The organism is Arthrobacter sp. TWP1-1, assembly GCF_049897845.1.
Lineage (GTDB): Bacteria > Actinomycetota > Actinomycetes > Actinomycetales > Micrococcaceae > Specibacter.
In genome coordinates, this window is sequence record NZ_JAFCXC010000005.1 from 237,064 (window position 1) to 259,963 (window position 22,900).

Annotated in this window: 26 protein-coding genes; 19 read left to right on the top strand and 7 right to left on the bottom strand. The window is 60.8% G+C overall.

What is annotated here, in order from left to right:
* Positions 1-42: 42 nt before the first annotated feature.
* The 6 genes from hisB to ACP7B9_RS11570 all read left to right on the top strand — a co-directional run bounded on the left by hisB (position 43) and on the right by ACP7B9_RS11570 (position 4,595).
* Positions 43-663, top strand: a complete 621-nt coding sequence (hisB, locus tag ACP7B9_RS11545) for an imidazoleglycerol-phosphate dehydratase HisB (protein ID WP_425863479.1) — start codon at positions 43-45, stop codon at positions 661-663.
* Positions 660-1,361 (top strand): imidazole glycerol phosphate synthase subunit HisH, encoded by a 702-nt coding sequence (gene hisH / locus ACP7B9_RS11550; RefSeq protein ID WP_425863480.1) that lies wholly within the window; start codon positions 660-662, stop codon positions 1,359-1,361. Before hisB ends, hisH begins: the two co-directional genes overlap by 4 nt.
* Positions 1,361-1,516, top strand: coding sequence for a hypothetical protein (locus tag ACP7B9_RS11555; protein ID WP_425863482.1), 156 nt, complete (start codon positions 1,361-1,363; stop codon positions 1,514-1,516). The genes hisH and ACP7B9_RS11555 overlap by 1 nt, the downstream gene beginning before the upstream one ends.
* A 62-nt stretch (positions 1,517-1,578) precedes the next feature.
* Entirely contained in the window at positions 1,579-2,313 is a 735-nt protein-coding gene (gene priA, locus ACP7B9_RS11560) for a bifunctional 1-(5-phosphoribosyl)-5-((5-phosphoribosylamino)methylideneamino)imidazole-4-carboxamide isomerase/phosphoribosylanthranilate isomerase PriA (protein WP_425863484.1), read from the top strand.
* A gap of 3 nt (positions 2,314-2,316) precedes the next feature.
* Positions 2,317-3,207 (top strand): SseB family protein, encoded by an 891-nt coding sequence (locus tag ACP7B9_RS11565; RefSeq protein ID WP_425863486.1) that lies wholly within the window; start codon positions 2,317-2,319, stop codon positions 3,205-3,207.
* 32 nt (positions 3,208-3,239) lie between these two features.
* The gene (locus ACP7B9_RS11570; protein ID WP_425863488.1) at positions 3,240-4,595 is read left to right on the top strand and encodes an MFS transporter; all 1,356 of its coding nucleotides are present in this window, start codon (positions 3,240-3,242) and stop codon (positions 4,593-4,595) included.
* Between the two features lie 149 nt (positions 4,596-4,744).
* Here the strand turns inward: ACP7B9_RS11570 and ACP7B9_RS11575 are convergent, their stop codons facing one another.
* Positions 4,745-5,152, bottom strand: coding sequence for a DUF1844 domain-containing protein (locus ACP7B9_RS11575; protein WP_425863490.1), 408 nt, complete (start codon positions 5,150-5,152; stop codon positions 4,745-4,747).
* Between the two features lie 338 nt (positions 5,153-5,490).
* On the opposite strand from ACP7B9_RS11575, the gene infC reads away from it, so the two are divergent.
* The 4 genes from infC (at position 5,491) to ACP7B9_RS11595 (ending at position 8,333) form a co-directional block, all read left to right on the top strand.
* Positions 5,491-6,567 (top strand): translation initiation factor IF-3, encoded by a 1,077-nt coding sequence (gene infC / locus ACP7B9_RS11580; RefSeq protein ID WP_425863492.1) that lies wholly within the window; start codon positions 5,491-5,493, stop codon positions 6,565-6,567.
* A 103-nt stretch (positions 6,568-6,670) separates the two neighbouring features.
* Positions 6,671-6,865, top strand: coding sequence for a 50S ribosomal protein L35 (rpmI, locus tag ACP7B9_RS11585; RefSeq protein WP_044571805.1), 195 nt, complete (start codon positions 6,671-6,673; stop codon positions 6,863-6,865).
* A 108-nt stretch (positions 6,866-6,973) separates the two neighbouring features.
* On the top strand, positions 6,974-7,357 hold the full coding sequence (rplT, locus tag ACP7B9_RS11590) for a 50S ribosomal protein L20 (RefSeq protein WP_044571806.1): 384 nt from the start codon (positions 6,974-6,976) through the stop codon (positions 7,355-7,357).
* Positions 7,358-7,424: 67 nt separating this feature from the next.
* The gene (locus tag ACP7B9_RS11595; RefSeq protein WP_425863494.1) at positions 7,425-8,333 is read left to right on the top strand and encodes a TrmH family RNA methyltransferase; all 909 of its coding nucleotides are present in this window, start codon (positions 7,425-7,427) and stop codon (positions 8,331-8,333) included.
* A gap of 72 nt (positions 8,334-8,405) precedes the next feature.
* Here ACP7B9_RS11595 and ACP7B9_RS11600 read toward each other — a convergent pair whose 3' ends face one another.
* Positions 8,406-9,608: an MFS transporter gene (locus ACP7B9_RS11600; protein ID WP_425863584.1), complete on the bottom strand. Its 1,203-nt coding sequence runs from the start codon at positions 9,606-9,608 to the stop codon at positions 8,406-8,408.
* A gap of 135 nt (positions 9,609-9,743) precedes the next feature.
* On the opposite strand from ACP7B9_RS11600, the gene ACP7B9_RS11605 reads away from it, so the two are divergent.
* Complete coding sequence (locus ACP7B9_RS11605) at positions 9,744-10,169, top strand: (deoxy)nucleoside triphosphate pyrophosphohydrolase (RefSeq protein WP_425863496.1); 426 nt, start codon at positions 9,744-9,746, stop codon at positions 10,167-10,169.
* Positions 10,170-10,249: 80 nt separating this feature from the next.
* Positions 10,250-10,441 carry a DUF5302 domain-containing protein gene (locus ACP7B9_RS11610; RefSeq protein WP_425863498.1) on the top strand — a complete coding sequence of 64 codons (192 nt, stop codon included), beginning with the start codon at positions 10,250-10,252 and terminating at the stop codon, positions 10,439-10,441.
* Positions 10,442-10,510: 69 nt separating this feature from the next.
* Here the strand turns inward: ACP7B9_RS11610 and ACP7B9_RS11615 are convergent, their stop codons facing one another.
* Positions 10,511-11,734, bottom strand: coding sequence for an Rv2578c family radical SAM protein (locus ACP7B9_RS11615; RefSeq protein ID WP_425863500.1), 1,224 nt, complete (start codon positions 11,732-11,734; stop codon positions 10,511-10,513).
* A gap of 206 nt (positions 11,735-11,940) precedes the next feature.
* Here ACP7B9_RS11615 and ACP7B9_RS11620 point away from each other — a divergent pair, with 206 nt between their 5' ends.
* Complete coding sequence (locus tag ACP7B9_RS11620; protein ID WP_425863501.1) at positions 11,941-13,440, top strand: long-chain-fatty-acid--CoA ligase; 1,500 nt, start codon at positions 11,941-11,943, stop codon at positions 13,438-13,440.
* Positions 13,441-13,525: 85 nt separating this feature from the next.
* Here the strand turns inward: ACP7B9_RS11620 and ACP7B9_RS11625 are convergent, their stop codons facing one another.
* The 3 genes from ACP7B9_RS11625 to ACP7B9_RS11635 are packed head-to-tail and all read right to left on the bottom strand — an operon-like array spanning position 13,526 to position 15,292.
* Complete coding sequence (locus ACP7B9_RS11625) at positions 13,526-14,164, bottom strand: SIMPL domain-containing protein (RefSeq protein ID WP_425863503.1); 639 nt, start codon at positions 14,162-14,164, stop codon at positions 13,526-13,528.
* Between the two features lie 2 nt (positions 14,165-14,166).
* A complete protein-coding gene (locus tag ACP7B9_RS11630) occupies positions 14,167-14,667 on the bottom strand; it encodes a hypothetical protein (protein ID WP_425863505.1) in 501 nt (166 codons plus the stop codon).
* Between the two features lie 43 nt (positions 14,668-14,710).
* Positions 14,711-15,292, bottom strand: a complete 582-nt coding sequence (locus ACP7B9_RS11635; protein WP_425863507.1) for a hypothetical protein — start codon at positions 15,290-15,292, stop codon at positions 14,711-14,713.
* A 152-nt stretch (positions 15,293-15,444) separates the two neighbouring features.
* On the opposite strand from ACP7B9_RS11635, the gene pheS reads away from it, so the two are divergent.
* The 6 genes from pheS to pip all read left to right on the top strand — a co-directional run bounded on the left by pheS (position 15,445) and on the right by pip (position 21,994).
* Positions 15,445-16,539 carry a phenylalanine--tRNA ligase subunit alpha gene (gene pheS / locus ACP7B9_RS11640; protein ID WP_425863508.1) on the top strand — a complete coding sequence of 365 codons (1,095 nt, stop codon included), beginning with the start codon at positions 15,445-15,447 and terminating at the stop codon, positions 16,537-16,539.
* A gap of 3 nt (positions 16,540-16,542) precedes the next feature.
* Positions 16,543-19,086 carry a phenylalanine--tRNA ligase subunit beta gene (pheT, locus tag ACP7B9_RS11645; protein ID WP_425863510.1) on the top strand — a complete coding sequence of 848 codons (2,544 nt, stop codon included), beginning with the start codon at positions 16,543-16,545 and terminating at the stop codon, positions 19,084-19,086.
* Between the two features lie 291 nt (positions 19,087-19,377).
* Positions 19,378-19,677, top strand: a complete 300-nt coding sequence (locus ACP7B9_RS11650) for a hypothetical protein (protein WP_425863511.1) — start codon at positions 19,378-19,380, stop codon at positions 19,675-19,677.
* Positions 19,678-19,912: 235 nt separating this feature from the next.
* A complete protein-coding gene (locus ACP7B9_RS11655) occupies positions 19,913-20,455 on the top strand; it encodes a CGNR zinc finger domain-containing protein (RefSeq protein WP_425863513.1) in 543 nt (180 codons plus the stop codon).
* A 22-nt stretch (positions 20,456-20,477) separates the two neighbouring features.
* Positions 20,478-21,032 (top strand): hypothetical protein, encoded by a 555-nt coding sequence (locus ACP7B9_RS11660; RefSeq protein ID WP_425863514.1) that lies wholly within the window; start codon positions 20,478-20,480, stop codon positions 21,030-21,032.
* Positions 21,029-21,994 carry a prolyl aminopeptidase gene (gene pip, locus ACP7B9_RS11665; RefSeq protein WP_425863516.1) on the top strand — a complete coding sequence of 322 codons (966 nt, stop codon included), beginning with the start codon at positions 21,029-21,031 and terminating at the stop codon, positions 21,992-21,994. Before ACP7B9_RS11660 ends, pip begins: the two co-directional genes overlap by 4 nt.
* A 9-nt stretch (positions 21,995-22,003) precedes the next feature.
* On the opposite strand, the gene ppk2 is transcribed toward pip, so the two are convergent.
* The gene (gene ppk2 / locus ACP7B9_RS11670) at positions 22,004-22,888 is read right to left on the bottom strand and encodes a polyphosphate kinase 2 (protein ID WP_425863517.1); all 885 of its coding nucleotides are present in this window, start codon (positions 22,886-22,888) and stop codon (positions 22,004-22,006) included.
* Positions 22,889-22,900 lie beyond the last annotated feature (12 nt).

Consider the following 22,900-nt stretch of genomic DNA (forward strand, 5'->3'; position numbering starts at 1 on the left):
CACGGTGATCGGGTTGCGTACACAAATCAAAGGACTGCTGCAATGACTCAGACAACCCCAGGCCAGGGACGGACAGCTCGTTTGGAGCGGGCCACGAGCGAATCCAGCGTCATGGTTGAGATCAACCTCGATGGCACCGGGGTTTCGAACATTGACACGTCAGTGCCTTTTTACGATCACATGTTGACTGCCCTGTCTAAGCACTCCTTGATTGATATGAACATCAAGGCCACCGGCGATACTCACATCGATGCCCACCACACGGTTGAGGATGTTGCAATCTCCCTAGGCGAGGTCCTCAAGGAGGCACTCGGCAACAAGGCCGGCATCCGTCGCTTCGGCGAAGCCACCGTCCCGCTCGATGAAGCCCTGGCCAACGCCGTTGTGGATCTCTCCGGCCGTCCCTACCTGGTGCACGGCGGAGAGCCTGCCGGTCAGGAGTACCACCTCATCGGCGGGCACTTCACGGGCTCGCTGACCCGCCACGTCTTTGAAGCCATCACCTTGCACGCACAGATCTGCCTTCACATGACGGTCATCGCGGGCCGCGATCCGCACCACATCGTTGAGGCCCAGTTCAAGGCTTTTGCACGCGCCCTGCGATCTGCCGTCGAAGCGGATCCCCGCGTGACCGGAATTCCGTCCACGAAGGGCCTGTTGTGAGCGCCGAGACTGATCAGACTAAAGCAAGCCAGCCGACAGTCACCGTTCTGGATTACGGTTCGGGAAACGTACGCTCTGCCGTCCGTGCGCTTGAGCGTGCCGGCGCCATCGTAACGCTCAGCGCCAAGCCTGACGACGTCTTGACGGCCGATGGCCTGGTTGTTCCTGGTGTGGGCGCCTTCGGATCGGTCATGTCCGAGCTGAAGAACGTTGACGCGCTACGCATGATCGGCCGACGCGTTGCCGGCGGTCGCCCCGTCTTGGGTATCTGCGTCGGAATGCAGGTGCTTTTCGATGCCGGCGTGGAACACGGAGTCCACGAGGAAGGCATGGGGGAATGGCCCGGAACGGTCGAGTTGCTGCCCGCCGAGGTCGTGCCCCACATGGGGTGGAATACCGTCAAGGCCGCGGAAGGATCCATGCTGTTCGAAGGCGTGGAGAACGAGCGGTTCTACTTTGTCCACTCCTACGGCGTGCAGACTTGGGACTTTGAAGTGCTGCAGCCCAAGATGCGCCCTCCGTTGGTGACCTGGTCCGAGCACGGTGCGCCGTTCATCGCCGCAGTGGAAAACGGTCCGCTCTGTGCAACGCAGTTCCACCCGGAAAAGTCCGGCGATGCCGGTGCCCGCATGCTGCGCAACTGGGTTAAATCACTCAAGCGCCCTGCTGTCACCCAAGAAAGTACCGTGACTAACTAATGTGGTCGTTACTTCTCATGGGGTTGGCAGGATTGCTCATCGGCGGCGCTTATACCTTCTTCCAGCAAAAGAGTGCCCGCTGGATTCCCATTAGCTTCGCCCTGTTGGCCGTCATGTCGCTCGTGGCCGCTTACATGTTTACGCTTCAAAACTAAGTCACCATCTCGCGGCCCCGCCGCACCTTCCCATTCGCAAGACACAAAACGTTGAGGATCCCATGACCACCCCCATTTTGGAATTGCTGCCCGCTGTCGACGTCGTGAACGGCCAAGCCGTACGCCTCGTCCAGGGCGAGGCCGGCTCGGAAACCAGCTATGGCTCTCCTCTGGAAGCGGCCATGAAATGGCAGAACGACGGCGCCGAGTGGGTTCACCTCGTTGACCTTGACGCAGCGTTTGGCCGGGGCTCCAACGTTCACCTGCTCAGCGAAATGGTTCAGGCCCTCGATATCAAGGTTGAGCTTTCCGGCGGCCTTCGTGACGATGCCTCCCTCGAGGCAGCCCTGGAGCTGGGCGTGGGCCGAGTGAACTTGGGTACCGCTGCGCTGGAGAACCCGGAGTGGACCGCGAAGGTCATCGACCGCTTCGGTGACAAGATCGCCGTCGGACTTGACGTTCGTGGAACCACCTTGGCTGGCCGCGGCTGGACGAAGGAAGGCGGCGACATCTGGGAGGTTTTGGCCCGGTTGGAGGACGCAGGCTGCGCCCGCTACGTCGTCACCGACGTCACCAAAGATGGAACATTGCGCGGTCCCAACGTGGAACTGCTGCGGGAAATGTGCGCCCGCACCTCCAAGCCGGTGGTGGCTTCCGGCGGTATCTCCAGCCTCGAAGACCTTCGCGTGCTGCGCGAATTGGTCGGCGAGGGTGTGGAGGGTGCAATCGTTGGTAAGGCACTGTATTCAGGCCAATTCACTCTGCCGCAGGCCCTTGACGTTGCAGGCCGCCGCTAAATCATGACTGAGATGCCCAAGAAAGCGCTGCCAGGACACATTGCCGCCGCCTTGGCCGGCGCCGGTGGACAAACCGATTCCGCCGGGCAGCCTTGGGCAGGCCGCGACCTTCCCGCGCAGGAGAAATACCACAACTTCGACTCGGATGACGGCGCCATGGACGCAGGTTTTGCCGCCGCCATGGCGCAGCTCGCCGCGGGAGTGGGCACCGAGGAGCAGGTGGTTGCTTCGCTGGCCACGGCCCGCGTGTTCATTCCCATCGTGGCGCAATTGGCCGAGCAAACTGTTGGTGAGAACGGCCTGGTCTCCGACAAGGAATCTGACATGGCGCTGGTGACCCTGCAGGGACCCGACGGCCGCAAGGCCCTGCCGGTATTTTCCCACGCAGCAGCACTGACCCGGTGGCATCCGGAGGCCCGGCCGGTGGCCGTCTATGCGGCACGTGCGGCATTATCGGCGGTGGCAGAGGAAGCGCAGTTACTGGTGGTTGATCCCGGTTCGCAGCGACCATTTGTCGTTCGGCGGCCCGCCATGTGGGCCCTGGCCCAGCAGCGTCAATGGCATCCCAGCTATGTCGATGTAGCGGTTGAGAGCATTCTGCGCGAATCCGTGTCGGTGCTTGGTAACAGTGCAGTCGTGGACATTTCCGCCGGTGCTGGCCAAGGCATAGAATCCCTCTGGGACAATAGCGCCGAACCGGCGCGACGATTGGTGCAAGGCGGCGGAACAGGGCCGGAATTGTGTGTCACGATCACTTTGTTGCCTGGGCTCGATCAGCTTGAGGTGAATGACGTGCTGTCCCGATTGCAAGAATATTGGGCTGGCCATGAGCATTTTGCCTCAGCGGTTGATTCGATCCAGATCCGCTTGCGCCACCCGCAACAACAAACTTAAACCACAGCAAGGCAGCCTGATGCTCTCCTGTGATGGATAACCAGAGAGAAGTCATCAACGTGAATTTTGCTGCCTACCGCGAAATCCTCGCGGTTGGATCCGTGCGCCGCCTATTGATTATCGCCATGTTGGCGCGTATTCCCCACGCAGCAGCAGGTGTCCTGCTGACGCTGCATGTGGTGAAATCCATGAACCTCAGCTATGCGGCTGCCGGCTCGATTGCTGCAGCCATTACCATCGGCATGGCCATTGGTGCACCGTGGCGTGGTCGCATGGTGGATATTTACGGGCTGCGGAAGGCTTTGATTCCCTCAGTCATTGCCGAGGTGGTTGTTTGGGGCATGGCACCCTTTTTGAACTTCCAGCTGCTGATGGTGGCGGCCTTCATCGGCGGGCTCTTCGCCGTGCCGATCTTCTCAGTGGTCCGCCAGGCTTTGGGCGTCATGGTCCCGTCGGAGCAGCGGCGAACAGCTTATGCGCTGGATTCCATGGGAGGGGAACTCACCTTTATGATCGGCCCGGCCGCCGGTGTCATGTTGGCCACGAACAACACAGTCATGGGCCTGATCATCATTGGTGTCAGTGCGTCCCTGGCCGGCGTCTTCCTTATGTGGTTCAACCCACCCACCCGGACTGGCCAAAAGGGTTCCTTTGTCGCTGTTGGCCAGCCCGCCACTGAGCCTGTTGATTCCGTCGAGGATCAGCCAGTGCCGGACCTGAGGGACAAGAATGTGGTGGTCCGATGGTGGGGGAGCACCAGGCACAATGTTCGCTGGGTCAACATCGCCGTGCTGGCCATTCTGGCTACCTCCCTTGGTGCGGGGCTGGTATTGACCGGCGTCAACGTTGGCATGGTTGCGCTGATGGAGCACAACAACAGCACGGGTGATCTTGGAATCGTCTTTCTCTTCTGGTGCGGAGCCTCGATTGTTGGTGGCATCGTTTACGGTGCCCTCAAACGTTCCGTCAACCCCTTGTGGCTTCTCTGCGCCATGGCAATCCTGATCATTCCTATGGGATATGCCACAAACGCCTTAACCCTTGGGTTGTTGTCCATTCTCCCGGGGCTGCTGTGCGCCCCCGTCCTCACCTCCAGTGCCGAGCACATTGCCGATCTCGTCACCGAGAAGCGTCGCGGCGAGGCCATGGGATGGTACGGCTCCTCGATGACGATTGGCAATGCCATGGGCGCGCCGTTCGCCGGCGCCATGATTGACACCCTGGGACCGTGGGCAGGTTTTGCGATCGTCGGCGTCATTTGCACGGTTCTGGCCATCCTAGGTCTGGTGGCCATGACTATCTGGCGCCGACGTGGCAACCGCCTACTGACTGAGTCCGGGCAAAGTGCATCAGGAGATGTCGGGCTGGGTCAGCTGCTCAACGAGTAAGGCCCGGTCTGAGCGCTTTTGGGCCAGCCATAGGGGCTCAGCACAGCTAACCAGCCCGTTAAACAATTCTGTGTGGCAGTCGTTGCACCAAAAACACCGAAAATCGGTCAATTTGATGCAACAACTGCCACACAGATGTAGGGGAGTTATTAGTTGACTGCTCCGGTGAACTTCTCGCCCGGACCCTTGCCCGGTGCGTCCTGGATCGTGGAGGCTTCGCGGAAGGCGAGCTGAAGTGAGCGCAGGCCGTCGCGCAACGGTCCGGCGTGCTGGCTGCCGATCTCCGGGGCTGCGGCAGTAACGAATCCGGCCAGGGCGGTAATGAGCTTGCGGGCCTCATCGAGGTCCTTGAGCTCCTCGGCGTCGGGTCCGGCGGCGAGGCCACACTTAACTGCCGCTGCGCTCATGAGGTGAACGGCCGCCGTCGTAATGACTTCAATGGCTGGAACTTCAGCGATATCACGTACTACAGAGCTTGCCTCTGCGTCGGTCAGGGCCTCTTCGGGGGCTGCCTGAAATGTGTTGCGGGTGTCCGAATTATTATCTGAGCTACTCATACTGCTAAGCTTGTCACAGACCGACTCGATGCTGTTATTTATCGTGTGTCCTCAAGGCGAAAGTCACGGGCACCAAATCAGCGGCAAAGAGTTTGCAAGTGGAGTCCTCTCCCACCTTTCGACCCATTCTTTGGCGTTGTCTGGTTCAGGTCGGTGCCGTTCCCTTGAGGAACAGCAATCAGGTTCCTTAAATGGAGCCTGTGCCGACTAATTCGAGGCCTCCATTGCATCAGCAAATTGGAGGCCTTCTTCGTTGCTGGTGGTACTCACCCTTTTTTAGGCAACAGGAGCTACACATTAGCGAGCCACGCATCAATGATCGAATCCGCGTCCCCGAGGTGCGGTTGGTTGGGCCAGCAGGCGAACAAGTAGGGATTGTCCGCATTGAGGATGCCCTCCGTTTAGCAGCTGAGTCTGACTTGGATCTGGTTGAGGTAGCGCCGACGGCAAAGCCGCCGGTGTGCAAACTGATGGACTTCGGCAAGTACAAGTACGAAGCCGCTGTCAAGGCTCGTGAAGCCCGCAAGAACCAGACCAACACCGTCTTGAAGGAAATCCGTTTCCGCCTCAAGATCGACACCCATGACTACGAGACCAAGCGCGGACACGCAATGCGTTTCCTCGGCGCTGGCGACAAGGTCAAGGCCATGATCCAGTTCCGAGGCCGCGAGCAGCAGCGTCCGGAAATGGGTATCCGCCTCTTGCAGAAGTTCGCCGCAGAAGTTGCCGAAGTTGGCATCATCGAGTCGAGCCCCCGCATTGACGGCCGCAACATGGTCATGGTTATTGGTCCCTTGAAGAACAAGGCTGAGGCAAAGGCAGAAGCCCGCCGCAACCAGCAGCGTGCCGATGCAAAGGCCCACAACGAGGCAGTTGCCAATGGCACCGCTCGCGTTGATGTGGACCGCGACAACAAGGCGCCCATGACTCAGTCATTGGCCGACCTGTTGCCCCAGGGCTTGAACCTGACGGACGACGCCGAGGCTCCCGCCGCCGACGCTGTCCAGGAGACGCCCGCTCCGGCCGTCGAAGTTGCTGCACCCGTTGCGGAAGCTCCCGCAGCTGTTGTTGCACCCGAGGTGAGCGTTCCGGAAGAAAAGCCGGCTCCCGCCGTCGTACCTGCCAAGGCTCCGGCCAAGGCAGCCCCGGCCAAGGCACCTGTTGCAGCTAAGGCCCCCGTGGCCAAGGCAGCTCCCGTCGCCAAGGCCGCAGCCAAGCCCGTTGTAGCCGCCAAGCCGGTTGCTGCTCCGAAGCCGGTTGCCGCAAAGCCCATCCCCATGCCGAAGCCCATGGCCAAGCCCGTTGTTGCGAAGCCCGCAGCAAAGCCGGCCGCCAAGGCTGCAGCAAAACCGGCTACGAAGGCTGCCTCTGCAAAGAGCGCGACCGTAGTCGAAACCCCCAGCTCGGCTGAATAAGGTTTCACCTTTTCAGCGGTGAATACACCCACACAGTGACCCAACCGGTCGCTGCAAGAGAACCACAGGCAGCGCCGGTGGATACGTAAGGAGACAGGTCCTCATGCCTAAAATGAAGACACACAGTGGTGCTAAGAAGCGTTTCAAGCTCACCGGTTCCGGTAAGCTTCAGCGCCAGCAGGCTAACCGCCGCCACTACTTGGAGCACAAGCCTTCCAGCTTGAAGCGTCGCCTGAAGGGTGACCTCACGGTCGCCAAGGCTGATGTTCGCAACATCAAAAAGATGCTCGGCATCTAATTTCGCAAGTCAATCGGTGACATTGCCCGTTATGGGCATAACACCATTTCATCAAAGCCTTCCCCGGCATGATTGGCTTGGGATCTTTAAAATTGAAGGAGTACGCACGTGGCACGTGTGAAGAGGGCTGTAAACGCCCACAAAAAGCGTCGGGTTATTCTTGAGCGCGCAAAGGGTTACCGTGGACAGCGTTCACGCCTGTACCGCAAGGCCAAAGAGCAGCTGCTGCACTCGTTTGTGTACAGCTACGGTGACCGTCGCAAGCGTAAGGGTGACTTCCGTCGCCTCTGGATCCAGCGTATCAACGCTGCATCACGCGCCAACGGCCTGACCTACAACCGCTTGATCCAGGGCCTGAAGGCTGCTGCGATCGAGGTTGACCGTCGCATGCTGGCCGACCTGGCCGTCAACGACGCTGGTGCTTTCACCGCTCTGGTGAACATCGCCAAGGCTGCACTGCCTGCTGACACGTCAGCTCCGGTAGCTAAGTAATTTTAGTAATACCCCTGAGGAACGTTCAGTTCCTTGTTCGTGTGCTGTGACTGCTAAAGTCCTAAGCATGAATGAACCCGGGCGCCCGCCAGCAGAAGCCATGACCAATCCTCGAGCAGATCGAGTGAGGGATGTTGCCAAGCTGACCGGGCGCTCGGGCCGTTTAAAACGCCGGCAGTTCCTGGCCGAGGGGCCACAGTCCGTTCGGGAGGCGCTGCGGGCACACCGCGAATGCCTTGCAGCCGGCGGCACGCCAGTTGTGGAATCCCTGTACGCCACCGTTGAATGCCTGAAGAAATACCCGGAGCTGCTGGAAGCTGCCTCCGCGCCAGGATCCCGCCTGCAGCTGCGCATTGCCAGCGAACTGGTGCTGGCCGCCATGACCGACACCGTTTCACCGCAGGGCATTGTGGCCGTCTGCAATTTTGTGGACGTTCCCTTGGCCGAAGTTCTTGCCGCAAAGCCGAAGCTCATTGCCATGCTGTGCCGTGTGCAGGACCCGGGCAATGCCGGCACAGTGCTGCGCGCTGCCGATGCCGCCGGTGCCGACGCCGTGATCTTCTCCTCGTCGAGTGTTGATATTTACAACCCCAAGGCCGTGCGCTCCACCGCTGGATCCTTGTTCCATATCCCGGTGGTTCTTGGTATGACGGTTACCGAGGTTGTTGGGGCGGCAAAGGCTGCCGGTGTAGGCGTGCTTGCCGCTGACGGCTACGGCCACCTGAACCTTGACCAGCTGCAGGACGAAAGCGCCGCACGCGCGTTCGACCAGGAGATCCCAGATTCTACTTATGAACTGGAGCAGCCCACGCTGTGGATGTTTGGCAACGAAGCGCAAGGACTAGCCGGGGAAGAGAAGGCCTTGGCCGATCATCGCGTGGCGGTCCCGGTCTACGGTGACGCCGAGTCCCTGAACCTTGGTACGGCCGCCACGGTGTGCCTGTACGCATCGGCCCGTGCCCAGCACAGGATGTAGCTCCCAGTTCAAATACAGAAGACCCGCGCTTAGTCATGGTGGCTAGGCGCGGGTCTTTTGTATTTGGGAAGGTTACTTGCTGCCGGACTTATCCAGCAGGCCACTGAGCAGTGCTACGCCTAGACCAAGAACGGCTAGGACAGCGCCAACCATGGCAGGGGCGGTGAATCCCCAACCCCAGGTAATGACGAGGCCTCCAACGAAGGCGCCAAGCGCGTTGGCCATGTTCAGGGCCGAGTGGTTCAGCGAGGACGCCAGGGTGGGTGCGCCTGGGGAGACGTCGAGAAGCCGTGTTTGCAGCGATGGAATGAGCATGGCGCCCGATGCGCCGATCACGAAGATCATGAGCAAGGCCATCCACTGGATGTGCACTGTGGCCGCGTAGAGCACCAGCATGGCGGCAATAAAGCCCATCACGAGGTAGATGCTGCCCATAACGGACCAGTCGGCAATCCGTCCGCCCACATAGTTTCCAACCACCATGCCGACCCCATAAAGGCCCACGATAATCGGCAGGAAGCTGGCAGAGAACCCTGCCACATCGGTCATGGTGTTGGCAACGTACGTGTACACGGCAAAGAAGCCACCAAAGCCAACCACACCGACGAGGAGGGTCAACCACACCTGACCGCGGCGCAGGGCGCTGAGTTCATTGCGCAGGCTTGCCCCGACCTGGGCTTTTTGCGCCGGGATGAAGATCGCCATGCACACCATGGTGATGACACCGATGACGCCGACAAGGACGAATAGCCAGCGCCACCCAAATGCCTGTCCAACAAAGGTTGCCAGGGGAACACCCAAAACGTTGGCGATGGAAAGACCCATCATGACCATCGAAATGGCGCGGCCGCGCTTGGTCGGGGCAACCATGGAGGCAGCCAGCACGGCAGCCACCCCAAAGAATGCGCCGTGCGGCAGGCCGGCAATGAACCGGGTGACAAGCAACGTCGAGTAATCCTGGGCAAAGACGGATAGGAGATTTCCCACCGTGAACAGCGCCATGAGGCTCAGTGCAAGCGTCTTTCGTGGCATCTTGGCGCTGATGGCCACCAGCAGCGGTGCGCCCACCACGACGCCGAGTGCATAGGCGGAAATGACGTGACCGGCAGTGGGGACGCTGACGCCGACGCCCTCGGCAACGTTGGGCAGTAGGCCCATCATGGCAAACTCGGTGGTGCCGATGCCAAACCCGCCAATGGCTAAGGAGAAGATGGCCCAGGCAACTACGTTGGGCGACGCCGGTTTGGTTTCGCGGGAACTTTTGAGCAGGGCCATTTCTTTGCTTTCCATACGTGGGATTCTTCCGCGGCCGCACTATGCTGGGCGGGCGGTGCCGGCGCCTCGGGACGCGGGCGGCGCGGTTGGGCATCGTGATGCCCTCTCCAGTCTAGTTCGGCCTACACTTGCCTGGTGACGACGATCAAACAAATAGTGGGCGGCGCCCTTGTGGACTCCCTTGAAAATCCAACCAAGCTTTTGGCCGCTAGGCGGACCGCCCCGCCGGAGTTTGCTGGCATGTGGGAGTTCCCTGGCGGCAAGGTGGAACCCGGAGAATCCGCGCAGGCGGGCCTTCATCGTGAGTTGGCAGAGGAACTGGGCGTCACAGTCATGCTCGGCTCTGAGCTGGAGTGTCCGACGGCGGATGGCTGGCCCCTGAACGCTGGCGCCGCCATGCGCGTGTGGCTGGCCGAGGTGACGGATGGCACTCCCGAACCGCTCGAAGACCACGACCTGCTTCGGTGGGTCGAGCTGAACGGCTCCGAAATACGTGAACTGTCCTGGATACCGGCCGATCTTCCCATTGTGGAGGCGCTCATGGTTTTTACGGCACCCTGAACCATGAATGTAGCAGCGGGTGTTGAAAACCCGCCGTGCTGTGCCAGACTGGGTGCACAAGACCCCAAGGAGGTTGTGCCATGACGAGTGAAAACCACGACGAACAAACCCCCGCCGGTGCCAGCGATGAAACCAAGGAAAAGTTTCGGCAGGCTCTGGAGAACAAGAAGAACCAACAGCACGGCACTGTAGCTGCGGCCGGTGGCGCAAAAATCAGCGCATCTCACGGCGCGGCATCGCACAAGCGTGAATTCCGCCGCAAGAGCGGATAACACCACGGCTTGATGTTCCTGCCTGTCCCTAGCTATTCACCGCAACAAAAGTTGCGGCTCGAACAGCCATTAGAACAAGGTGGGAGCTAGGTGTGATTGGGCGGGATTCCCCACGGGGAGTCCCGCCTTTCTGCTGCCAGCCACATTCTGCTCAATCACATTCTGCCCAGCGGTTATGCCACGGAAGCCTGCTCCTACGAGCCTTTCGGCGGGGGATGCCTCGTCGTGGGCACGTTCTGCTGGCATGCTGCCGTCTGGATACTGGGCTTCCTCGCGGCGAGGATCATGGATGAAGCCTTGCGCGGTGAATCCGTTGCGTGCCTTGGCCTCGTTAATGCGTTCCGCCAGCCATTGCCGGTACTCCTTGGAGGCGTACGCCCCGGTTCCGTAGAGCCGCTGATACCTGCCAACCAAAGAAGGATGTTCGCGCGCCAGCCAGCCCATGAACCATTCACGAGTACCCGGGCGAAGATAGAGTGCCCCGGCGCTGACTCCTGTCGCGCCAGCTTGAGACAGCGCGGCAAAGAGTGAATCCAAGGCTTCATCGGAATCGGTGAGCCACGGCAGAATGGGCATGGCCATCACGCCGCAGGGCAGTCCGGCGTCGCGCAATTTGCTGATGAGCGCCAATCGCGCCTTGGGGGACGGGGTGCCTGGTTCGATGGCCTGGGCCAGCTGCTCGTCGATCAAGGCCAAGGAGATGCCCATACCGACGCTAACCTGCTTGCCGGCCTCGCGCAGCAGGGGAATGTCCCTGGCGAGCAGCGTGCCCTTGGTCAGGATAGAAAATGGCGTGCCCGAGTCCGCAAGAGCCTCGATGATCCCCGGCATGAGCCGATAACGGCCCTCTGCCCGCTGGTAAGGATCGGTGTTAGTTCCCAATGCCACATGGGGCCGCTGCCACGACGGCTTGAAGAGTTCCTTGCGTAGAACTTCGGCGACATTCACCTTGACCACTACCTGGGAATCGAAGTCCACGCCGGAGTCGAAATCCAAATAGGTGTGGCTCTTGCGGGCAAAGCAGTACACGCAGGCGTGGGAGCATCCGCGGTAGGGGTTCACTGTCCATTCGAACGGCATCGTGGAACTTGGCGGAACCTTGTTCAGGGCGGACTTGGAAAGGACCTCGTGAAACGTAATTCCCGCGAACTCCGGCGTCTGGACGCTCTTGACCAGTCCGGCCAGGGGGAGCAAGGGCACTCCGGGCACCGAAGTGCTCGTGCCTTGGCCCACCGATTCCGCGATCTGCTCGGGAAAAAGTGGTTGGTTAAGTTCTTGACTGGTCCACCGCATGAACTGATTAGAACATATATTCTAATTCAAGGCAATATCGGCGATATGAAACTCGATGCTACCTGTCAGTAGCAATGTGGTGCAGAACCCCGTCGTGGGAGCTAATGTGGTGGCATGGGACGACGATGTCCCGGACTGGCTGGCCATGGTCTCCATCAAATACGATGCGGCCCAGCGGCAGCCAGCCACAGTGCAAAGGAATTTTCATGACGAACCTAGCCAGCATTGTCCCTACATCGGCGGCGAGAAACCCCGGTGGAGTTGCCATCAAACTTGATGACATTGAATTGACCTTCGGCGCGCTGGAGGTCCTCAGCGCGAAAGTTGCTGCGCTGCTGGCTCAACGCGGTGTTCAACCCGGTGACCGGGTGGCATTGATTTCGCCAAATCTGCCCCAGATGCCGCCTCTTTATTATGGGATCCTGCGCTACGGAGCCATCGTGGTGCCACTGAATCCATTGTTGAAGGCCCGCGAAGTGGCCTATCACCTCAAGGACTCAGGAGCGATGCTCGCCTTTGCTTGGGAAGGTGTCATGGCTGAAGTTGCAGAAGGGGCTGCCGAATCCGGTACCGCCATCATCGCCATTGATGCGAACTTCATGGCCCTGCTGGCACCCCTGGAACCGCTCAGCGAGGTCACCGTCGCGGAGAAGGATGACACCGCCGTCATTCTTTACACGTCAGGGACTACGGGTAAGCCCAAGGGGGCCGAGCTGACACACGAAAACCTGCGTAGCAATGCCGAAGTTTCCGTGGCGCTCTTTTCCAGCCGCGACGGAGACGTGATTTTTGGCGGGCTTCCGTTCTTTCATATCTTTGGTCAAACCTGTGCACTGAACTCCGCCGTCATGGCCGGCGCAACAGTGACCCTGCTGCCCAGATTCGATCCGGTCAAGGCCCTTGAAATCATCCAGCGGGACAAGGTCACCATCTTCGAAGGTGTTCCGAGTATGTACATCGCCTTGCTTCGGGCGCCGGGGCGGGAGAACTACGATCTGAGCAGTCTGCGATTGGCCGCGTCCGGCGGCTCGGCACTGCCCGTGGAGATCCTGCACGAATTTGAATCCACCTTCAAGGCAACGCTGCTCGAGGGTTACGGCCTGTCCGAAACCTCGCCCGTGGTGTCCTTCAACCAGATGGACGGCATTCGCAAGCCCGGCTCGGTGGGTACCGTGGTGACGGGCGCGCAGCTGCGGATTGTCGATGACGCAGGGGTCGACGTCGAACCCGGCGCCGTAGGGGAGATCGCCGTCGCCGGGCCGTATGTCATGAAGGGGTACTGGAACAATCCGGAGGCGACGGCCGCCGCAATTCCTGATGGCTGGTTCCGCACGGGAGATCTTGGCCGCCAGGACGAGGACGGGGTGTTCTTCATCGTTGACCGCAAGAAGGACATGATCCTGCGTGGTGGATACAACATTTACCCACGCGAGATTGAGGAAGTGTTGTACGAACACCCAGCCGTGGCGGAGGCCGCCGTGGTGGGAACGCTCGACGCCGTTCATGGCGAAGAGGTCTGTGCTGCGGTTTCGCTCAAGGATGGAGCGCAGGGGGCGGATGACCCGGAGAAGCTCGTCGCCGACATCCAGGAGTTCGTCAAAGCCAGGGTGGCCGCCTATAAGTACCCGCGCAAGATCGTGATCATGGACGCCCTTCCGAAAGGGCCCACGGGCAAGATACTCAAGCGGGAGATCACTATCTCGTAGAGCCGGTGGTCGAACCCGTTGGTCGAGCTTGTCGAGGCCAGGTCTCGACAAGCTCGACCAACGGGGCGACTCGACCAACGGGTGCCTAGACCAGCAGCCAGGTCACCTGGACCGCCATGGCGACCTTGCTTTCCCCCGGTTCAATGGCCATGGAACTGTCCATGGCCATGACGGCCCGGGCTTTCATGGGCCGGGGGATAGATTCATTGACGGTTCCTTCGCTGATCTGGCTGACCGCCCCCAGAGTCTGCCCGGCCAGCTGGGCGTACAGTTCGGCAGCACGGCGGGCGTCGGCCCAGGCGGCCGCGCGGGCTGCATCTTGGGCGGCGGACGGGTCGGAGACCACGGGGGTCATGCCATTTAGCCGGACGTTGTTGTTGCCGGTATCCACTACTGCCGCAATGATGTCTTCGGCTCCCTTGTCATAGCGCAGGGACACCGTGAGATTGCTGGAGACCGTGTAGCCGGTAACGACCGTGCCTGTGCCTTCTTGCCACCGAGTGTCCGCCCTGACATCAAGGGAGGATGAGCTCACCGACTCCCGCCCCACGCCCAAGGACTGCAACTTGGAGTTGACGGCGTTGAGCGCCTCGCTGGCTTGGGAGTATGCGGCGCGGACCGTTGGCTGCCCGGCCTCGATGCCGATGGTGATGTTGAAAAAGTCCGGAGCGGTCTGGACTGTCCCTTGGCCCGTGACGGTAACGGAATTGGCGGACTGTGTCATGGTTATTTCCCTTCGCTAGTCGATTTGGTGTCGATGTTCGATGATTTGTACAACGCAAGGCGCTGCAATTGGTTCCTGATTGCGGGAAATCTAGCGATGGTCGGCAGCTCCCTGTACCCGCCCAAAGCCAAACCTGCATTGCGTTCAAAGAAGTTGCGGCTCCCGGGATCCCCGGTCCGCCAGAGGGAGTATGCGGCGCAGGCTGCGTAGAGCGGCAGGAACGGAAGGCCCAGGCACCACGCATATTGAGTTGCGTGCCCCGATTCATGGGCCAGCAGATCCGGGCGGGAGTCGATAAAGGTCCGCTCTGCCCGGTAGAAGATCACATTGCCTACAGTGAATGCTCCAGCAAGGGGGAGCTTCGGCTGGTAGTCGGTGCCGAACAGCAAACCGTCAGGTCCCCTCTCGATGCGGGTTCGGGTCAGCCCAGCAAGCAGCAGCCCGACGGCGGTGGAAAGGTTGACGGCATTTGCGACTGCCCGGATTCGAAGGGAAGACTTCACTAGGCGGACTCCTTGGCTGTAGCTGTGGTTGTTACTGGGACCGTCATGGGGTCGGGACCGTAATGATCGTGGCCTCGGCCACCGTCAGGGCTTCCAGCGCCGTCGCGGTATCTGGCTTCCCTCGGGCCTTACTGCAGGCATCCAGCGGCCACACCACGTGGATAGCTTGGCCATCGGCGTTGACCAGCCACAGTGCTGGCAGGACCTCCGCATCCGCAGTGCAGGCCAGGTCGCCGTTCGCCCTGTCACTGGGTTGCGTCAAGGCCGCAAGCAACGCCGAGTAATCGCCGTCGAGCTGCTCCTGTCGAACCACGCGTGTATGAACACCAGCTTGTTCAAGGAAGTCCTGTTGGCAACGGACCACCAGAACGGGGACAAATCCTTCAGGGACCGAACCCCTCACGTCCGACGCCGGAAGGCTGGCTTCGGAGCCATCGTTCCATTCGGGCGGGGCAAGGCAGTCAACTTTTTCCTGCAATGCGGCCGGGGCCGGGGTGTAGTGACTCACCTTGCCCGGTGACATGCTGCACCCGCCCAACACCAAGGCACCCAACACCAGCGCAAGGGAGGACAACAGCGCCAGGCGGCAGGCCGGCGTCGTATATCCAAAACGGAGGGAGCCCATGGGCGCTAGCGTAGCAAGGCGGGAGCGGAAGCGGGTCGCCACGAGGTAAAGAGTTGGATTCAAAGCAGGCACGCACCGTCAACTAGACTTGGAACAGGTGGGAGGAGCTACCCCACCGCTTACTCGCACACGAGCTTAGGTAAAAACTGTAGATGTCTGAGATGCCCCAAAAGACGGCAGAGATGCCCGAACCAACCACCGAACCCGCAACGGTTCCGGATCCGCTGGACGAAGGCGCCATTGGTGCAGCCGTTGAGAACGCGCTCGCAGCCATTGCCGCAGCCGCCACGCTGGATGAACTAAAGACCGCGCGACTGGCGCACACCGGCGAAAAGTCGCCGCTGAGCCTTGCCAACCGTGAGATCGGCGGGCTCGCGAAGGAATTCAAGGCTGCCGCAGGCAAGCTCATGGGCGGCTCACGCGGCCGTGTTGCCAAGGCGCTCGCAGCCCGCACCGATGTGCTCGAGGCCGAGGACGCCGCGCGCATCCTGATCGAGGAGACCGTTGACGTTACGGCCGCTGCGCGTCGTCGCCGCGCCGGTGCCCGCCACCCGCTGTCCACACTGCAGGACCGCGTCAGCGACATCTTTGTGGGCATGGGTTGGGAAATCGCCGAAGGTCCCGAGCTGGAATCGGAATGGTTCAACTTTGATGCCTTGAACTTCAAGCCGGATCACCCGGCCCGTGAAATGCAGGACACGTTCTTCGTTGAGCCTCCTGAGGCTCACCTGCTTTTGCGCACCCACACCTCACCGGTGCAGGTCCGTTCCTTGCTGGAGCGCGAACTGCCCGTCTACGTGCTGTGCCCCGGCAAGGTGTTCCGCACCGACGAGCTTGACGCTACGCACACGCCCGTGTTCCACCAGTTCGAGGGCCTTGCCATCGACAAGGACCTGTCCATGGCGGATCTGCGCGGCACGTTGGAACACTTTGCCCGCCAGATGTTTGGTGACGAGGCCAGCATCCGCCTGCGCCCGAACTTCTTCCCCTTCACCGAACCGTCGGCCGAGCTGGACATTTGGCACCCCGGTGCCAAGGGTGGCGCCCGCTGGATCGAGTGGGGCGGCTGCGGCATGGTCAACCCGAACGTGCTCCGCGCGGCCGGCATTGACCCGGACGTTTACTCAGGATTTGCCTTCGGCATGGGCATTGAGCGCACGCTCATGTTCCGCAACGAAGTAGGCGACATGCACGACATGATCGAGGGCGACGTACGATTCAGCGAACACTTTGGGATGGAGATCTAAGCGGTGCGTATTCCACTGACTTGGCTGCGCGAGTATGCGCAGGTACCGGCAGGAGCAACTGCCGAAGACGTAATGACCGAACTGGTCAAGGTTGGTTTCGAAGAAGAAGATGTTCACCGTCCTCTCGATGAGATCAGCGGCCCCATTGTGGTGGGTCAGGTGTTGTCCCTTGAGCAGGAACCGCAGTCGAACGGCAAAACCATCAACTGGTGCACCGTCCGCGTGGTTCCCGAAGGTGCTGCACAGACCTTGGACATTGACGGCATTGATCCCTCAGGCGTTCAGGGCATCGTCTGCGGTGCGCACAACTTTGTGGTGGGGGACAAGGTTGTTGTCACCCTGCCCGGCGCCGTGCTGCCCGGCGATTTCCGCATCACCCCGCGGAACACCTACGGTCACATTTCTGCCGGCATGATCGCCTCCGTGCGTGAACTGGGCATTGGTGACGACCATGACGGCATCTTGGTGCTCTCCACCCTGGGTCTCGATCCGGAACTGGGTACCGATGCACTGGAGCTGCTGGGTCTTCGCGACGAAGCCGCCGAAATCAACGTCACCCCGGACCGTGGCTACGCGTTCAGCATTCGCGGCGTTGCCCGTGAATACGCCCACGCCACCGACAGCGTCTTTACCGATCCGGCGTCTCTCGTTTCGGTGACTGCCACTACGGGCGAGGGTCACCCCGTCCGTTTGGCCGACGAAGCACCCATCTACGGCAATGCCGGTTGTGACCGCTTCGTGGCCCGCACCGTAACGGGAATCAACGCGGCAGCTCAGACGCCGCCGTGGATGTCATCGCGCCTGCGCCTGGCCGGGATTCGCTCCATCTCGCTGCCAGTGGATATCTCCAACTACGTCATGTTGGAACTGGGCCAGCCGCTGCACTTCTACGACGCCGAAAAGGTCACGGGCGAGATTGTGGTGCGTCGCGCCGCTGCCGGTGAGACGCTGAAGACGCTCGATGGCAAGGTTCGCAAGCTCGACGTCGAGGACCTGCTCATCACCGACGGTTCCGGTGCGATTGGTGTTGCCGGCGTGATGGGTGGTGCCTCCACCGAGGTCTCCTCCGCCACGGTCAACGTGCTGATTGAGGCTGCGCACTTCGAGGAAGTCTCGATTGCCCGCTCCCGCCGTCGCCACAAGCTGCCCTCCGAGGCGTCAAAGCGTTTCGAGCGCGGCGTGGATGTTGCCATTGCCGACGTCGCCGCGCAGCGTGCCGTTGACCTCCTGGTCGAATTGGCCGGCGGCACCGAGGATACCACCGTCACCGACGTTGGCACCCCGGCCGTTGTGGCTCCCGTGTTCCTACCGTCCGGTTACGCCTCAGCCCGCATCGGCATCAATTTCACGCAGGAACAGATCATCGGTTCGCTGACGGATCTGGGCGCAGTTGTTGAAAAGGTCGACGGCGGATATTCCGTCACGGCCCCCAGCTGGCGCCACGATTTGCTCGCCAAAGACGATTTGACCGAGGAAGTCGCCCGCCTGGTGGGTTACGACGTCATCCCGTCCACCCTTCCTACGGCACCGCCGGGCCGCGGTTACTCGCGCGCACAGCAGCAGCGCCGTCGTGCGGTTCAAGCCTTGGCGGATTCCGGGTTGACCGAGATCTTGGCCTACCCGTTTGTTTCGAAGGCGTCCAACGACGTGTTCGGAGTTGCTGAGGCCGGTGCCACCCGCACCGCCGTGAAGCTGGCCAACCCCTTGAGTGAGGAGTTCGGCTTCCTGCGGACCTCAGTTCTGCCGGGCCTGATTGAGATTGCCAAGCGCAACCACTCACGCGGCTTCCACGATCTGGCGTTGTTCGAATCCGGTTTGGTGTTCCTTCCGTCGGAGACGATGGGCACCGCTTCGATCCCGCCGCTCGGTGTTAAGCCGCCCGAGGACGTCCTCGATGGTCTGTATGACGGTATTCCGTACCAGCCCTTGACCATCGGCGCCGTATTCACGGGCAAGGATTCACCTGCCGCGCCTGCTCACAGCCCGCGTACGTGGGACTGGGCTGACGCCATCGACGCTGCTCGTTTGGTGGCTGACGTTGTCGGTGTTGAACTCGTTGTCACACAGGGTTCACACCAGGCGTTCCACCCGGGCCGCGCGGCCGTCCTTTCTCTGCGCGACGGCGACGTTGTTGGTTACGCTGGTGAGCTGCACCCGAAGCTGCTGGCCGAACTGAACATGCCTGCCCGCTCTGTGGCCATGGAAATCAACGCCGAGAAGGTCTTCGCTGCTGCTGCAGACGTGATCGTCGCTAAGGGTATTTCCACGTTCCCCGTGGCAACCCAGGACGTTGCCTTGGTTGTTCCTGTTGAGGTTCCGGCCGCTGCGGTTCTAGAAACACTGCGCGAAGGGGCCGGCGAGCTCCTCGAAGACGTCGCATTGTTTGATGAATACCAGGGCACCGGCATCCCCGAGGGCAGCAAGTCCCTGGCCTTCGGTCTGCGCTTCAGGGCTGGGGACCGCACGCTGACCTCCGATGAAGCATCGGCAGCACGCGCGTCCGCCGTCGAGCTTGCCGCGGAACGGTTCGGCGCCACCCAGCGCTAACGTTTCACAGAAGGTCTCGGCAGGCACGGCCATTAATGGCCCAGCTTGTCGAGACCTTTCTTGTATCCTCACCCTGAAGCACAATGGGGTATGGCAACGCTACCTGAAGCACAATGGGGTATGGCAACGCTATGGGTGGGACGAGGCGTGAAATTCACTGCGGGTATGGTGGCCTGCTTGGCGCTGGTGCTGACTGGGTGCAGCCAATCCGCCCCCGTTTCAGACGCTCCGCCATCATCATCGCCTGCATCCGGTGATCCGGGGTTCTGGAAACTCCTCAAACCCAGTGAAGTGACAACTGAATCGAAGACCCTCGAATTGGGCGTCTCGCGGGCCAGCTGTGCGGGCGGTGTGACGGGGGAGGTGCTGACTCCGAAAGTTACCTTCGAGGCCGGCCGCATCACCGTCAAGACCGACGTGGCCCCTTTGCCGGAGGGAGGCTACGACTGCCAAGGCAACGACTTCGTTCCCATCACGGTGGAACTCCAGGAGCGCGTTGGAGAGCGGGAACTCTTTGATGCGATTTGCCTGGACTGTGCGTTCTTGACGACAGCATTTTGCGTGGACGGCGGCGTGCGCTGGCGTCCTTAGCGGCGCCCCGTCGTCGTATGCAGGACTTCTAGAAGCCTGGGATTGTGGGCCACGAGTTCTATCTGCCGCGCTCCGCACTCGTGCGAGCACGCGAGATAAAGCAGCTTGCCTTGGGAGGTGTTGTGCGCTGACTCGAGGTGCCATACGTGCTCATGCGCCGCCGTCGTGCTTGCAGTTTTAGGTGATCGGGGAACTGTTGTAGAGGTCATGGACACCACTATGCTGTAATGGTCTTATGCATCTCAACCCTTACGGAGAATACGCTGTCCTCCTCGCCCAATCGCTGGCTAATGACTTTCCGCTCGACCGCGATGGGATTCTGCAGCGGACTCGCGACTTCGGGATGACCATGGAATTTGCAATGGGCGCCGATGACCATGTCCTGGTTCGCGGAGTGATTGATGATTGGCTCGCCGTTGTTGACGCCCCGGATCATCAGGCCCGGGCAGTCTTGCTCAATGCCCAGATGGCCGCTGAGACGGCATACCCTCGGCTAACGGAACACGATGACGAAGGCTGGCATCTGCACTACCGGGATGAAAGTCAGACGTTGGCCCACGTTTTGCGTGCAGTGTTCAGTGTTGGGACGGCGCTGCACCTAACGACGCGCGGGATGCACCGCCTCGCGCGCTGTGCCGCAGGGCAAGCTCCCGGAGATCCCTGCACTGCCGTGGTTGTCGACGTCACCCGCAATGGCCGCCAACAGTACTGCTCGGTGCGCTGCAACAACCGCGCTGCGGTCCGGCGACACCGTGTCCGGACGGGACAGAGCGGCTGAGATGAGGCCCTAGCATGGGGATATGAACTTGGTGACACGGAGTATTTTCCTCAATGGAACCGTCGGTGTGGGAAAGACTACTGTCGCGGGCTGCCTGGGTGAAATTTTGGAACGGGAATTAGTCCCGCACGCAATTATTGACCTCGATGAACTACGACGGGCGTGGCCGGCCCCCATCCACGACAGGTTCAACCATGAACTTGAGCTTGCGAATCTGGCGGCCATGGCTGCCAACTTTGTCGGTGCCGGTGTGTCAATGTTTGTCCTGGCCGGGGTCATCGAGGACCCCCGTGAGGTACCTCGATATCGCGCGGCCCTGGGAACTCTGCCGCTAACCGTCTGCCGAATTACGGCACGCGAATCTGTGCGGCGTGCCCGTCTTATTGACCGTCACCGGGACGATCCTGACGCGCTGGCTTGGCATCTTGAACGCACCGTTGAGTTGGAAAACATCCTGGCCGAACAAGCCTTGGATGACGTGGTTGTTGACAGCTCGGATAGTTCCGCCGACATCGTGGCACAGGAAGTATTGACGGTGGTGCGGGCATTGGGCTCGCACCATAAGGTTGGGCAATGACAGATCAACACATACCCACCAAAAACGGCTGGGTCGATGTACCGAACGCCAAAATCTATTGGGAGGCAACCGGAAACCCGGACGGTGTCCCGGTCCTGTATCTGCACGGTGGGCCGGGCAGCTCCCTTGGCAAGGGTGGATATCGCAGGCGCCACGACGCCGAGCAGTTTTGGACCATTGGCATCGACCAACGAGGCTGTGGCAAAAGCACGCCAAACGTTCAGGACGATCTGGAGCACTTGGCAGACAACACCACAGCGACCTTGATTGCGGACATCGAAGCTGTCCGCCAACATTTTGGGATTCAACAATGGATCGTGACGGGCATCTCATGGGGGAGTACCCTGGCCCTGGCCTACGCCTTGGCTCACCCGGGCCGAGTGTTCGGCATTGCCCTCATGGCCGTGACCACCACAAACCGCGACGAGGTCAACTGGATCACCGAAGGCGTGGGCCGGATCTTCCCTGAAGCATGGGATGAGTTTGCACAGGCGTCCGGTGCCCTGCCCGGGGAGCGGGTTGTGGAAGCGTACGCCCGCAGACTAGCCAGCGCTGACCGTGAAGACGCCCGAGCCGCTGCCATTGCCTGGGACCGTTGGGAAGCTTGGCACATTTCGTTTAGTTCCTACTGGCAGCCCGGCCCCATGTTTAGCGACGAACGATTACGCATGACGTTTGCACTCCTCGTAACCCACTACTGGGCCAACGACGGATTCCTCGTAGGGGACAAGGAAATCATTCCCCGGATCCACGAACTTGATGGGATTCCGGGGTACCTGATTCATGGTCGGCGCGACGTCAGTGGGCCAGCCATCACGCCCTGGATGATCCATCGTCAATGGGCCACCAGCAAGCTCACCATCGTGGAAGACGAGGGCCACGGGGGACCCGCATCAGTTGAGGCGCTGGTGGCCGCCGTCGAAGAGATCAGGGCCGGGCTTAGCGCTGGCAACGAGGCATAGCCAGCGGCGCTAGAATTCCTCGCCTTCGCCCACCACGGCCGATGCCGGGCCAACGATGTGCGTGTCCGGCACGCCGACAAGTTCATGATCCTTGCCGGTGTAGTCAAACATGCTCAACACATGGCGCATGGCCGCCAGCCGGGCTCGCTTTTTGTCATTGGACTTCACCACCGTCCACGGAGCGTGGCGGGTATCTGTCCGTTTGAACATCCGTTCCTTGGCCGATGTGTACGCATCCCACTTGTCCAAGGAGGCGAGGTCCATGGGTGAGAGCTTCCATTGGCGAACGGGATCCACCTGGCGAATGATGAAGCGAGTCCGTTGTTCGGCCTGCGTGACTGAGAACCAGAACTTGATGACAGTGATGCCGTCATTGACTAGCATGCGTTCAAACAACGGGGCCTGACGGATGAACTCGTCGTATTGTTCCTTGGTGCAAAAGCCCATGACACGTTCGACGCCGGTCCGGTTATACCAAGAACGGTCAAAGAGCACCATTTCTCCGGCACTGGGTAGGTGAGAAACGTAGCGTTGGAAGTACCATTGGGTGGTTTCGCGCTTGCTGGGCTTTTCCAGCGCCACAACCCGGGTACCACGAGGGTTCAGGTGTTCGGTGAAGCGCTTGATCGTGCCGCCCTTGCCGGCCGCGTCGCGGCCCTCGAACAAGATGACCACCCGGCGCCCGGTAGCCTTGATCCATTGCTGAAGTTTCAGCAACTCAATTTGAAGAAGCCGCTTTTCAACGTCGTAAACGTCGCGTTCCAGACGGGCATCATAGGGGTAGCCGTCTCGCCAGGTGTCCACCGGGGACCCGTCCGGGGCCAGCAGCACCGGATCGTCGTCGTCGTTGTCAATAACGGTAAAACCGGTGAAATCCGGGGTGGGTTGATTCATGCCTCGACCCTA

Bases quoted from the DNA above. Each gene is read 5' to 3' on its own strand.
- ACP7B9_RS11610 (WP_425863498.1), top strand. From the start codon at position 10,250: ATGACGAGTGAAAACCACGACGAACAAACCCCCGCCGGTGCCAGCGAT.
- ACP7B9_RS11575 (WP_425863490.1), bottom strand. From the start codon at position 5,152: ATGAGTAGCTCAGATAATAATTCGGACACCCGCAACACATTTCAGGCA.
- hisB (WP_425863479.1), top strand. From the start codon at position 43: ATGACTCAGACAACCCCAGGCCAGGGACGGACAGCTCGTTTGGAGCGG.
- rpmI (WP_044571805.1), top strand. From the start codon at position 6,671: ATGCCTAAAATGAAGACACACAGTGGTGCTAAGAAGCGTTTCAAGCTC.
- ACP7B9_RS11635 (WP_425863507.1), bottom strand. From the start codon at position 15,292: ATGGGCTCCCTCCGTTTTGGATATACGACGCCGGCCTGCCGCCTGGCG.
- ppk2 (WP_425863517.1), bottom strand. From the start codon at position 22,888: ATGAATCAACCCACCCCGGATTTCACCGGTTTTACCGTTATTGACAAC.
- ACP7B9_RS11555 (WP_425863482.1), top strand. From the start codon at position 1,361: ATGTGGTCGTTACTTCTCATGGGGTTGGCAGGATTGCTCATCGGCGGC.
- ACP7B9_RS11625 (WP_425863503.1), bottom strand. From the start codon at position 14,164: ATGACACAGTCCGCCAATTCCGTTACCGTCACGGGCCAAGGGACAGTC.
- ACP7B9_RS11570 (WP_425863488.1), top strand. From the start codon at position 3,240: ATGGATAACCAGAGAGAAGTCATCAACGTGAATTTTGCTGCCTACCGC.
- ACP7B9_RS11655 (WP_425863513.1), top strand. From the start codon at position 19,913: ATGCATCTCAACCCTTACGGAGAATACGCTGTCCTCCTCGCCCAATCG.
- pip (WP_425863516.1), top strand. From the start codon at position 21,029: ATGACAGATCAACACATACCCACCAAAAACGGCTGGGTCGATGTACCG.
- ACP7B9_RS11620 (WP_425863501.1), top strand. From the start codon at position 11,941: ATGACGAACCTAGCCAGCATTGTCCCTACATCGGCGGCGAGAAACCCC.
- ACP7B9_RS11595 (WP_425863494.1), top strand. From the start codon at position 7,425: ATGAATGAACCCGGGCGCCCGCCAGCAGAAGCCATGACCAATCCTCGA.
- pheS (WP_425863508.1), top strand. From the start codon at position 15,445: ATGTCTGAGATGCCCCAAAAGACGGCAGAGATGCCCGAACCAACCACC.
- ACP7B9_RS11615 (WP_425863500.1), bottom strand. From the start codon at position 11,734: ATGCGGTGGACCAGTCAAGAACTTAACCAACCACTTTTTCCCGAGCAG.
- ACP7B9_RS11600 (WP_425863584.1), bottom strand. From the start codon at position 9,608: ATGGCCCTGCTCAAAAGTTCCCGCGAAACCAAACCGGCGTCGCCCAAC.
- priA (WP_425863484.1), top strand. From the start codon at position 1,579: ATGACCACCCCCATTTTGGAATTGCTGCCCGCTGTCGACGTCGTGAAC.
- ACP7B9_RS11660 (WP_425863514.1), top strand. From the start codon at position 20,478: ATGAACTTGGTGACACGGAGTATTTTCCTCAATGGAACCGTCGGTGTG.
- ACP7B9_RS11565 (WP_425863486.1), top strand. From the start codon at position 2,317: ATGACTGAGATGCCCAAGAAAGCGCTGCCAGGACACATTGCCGCCGCC.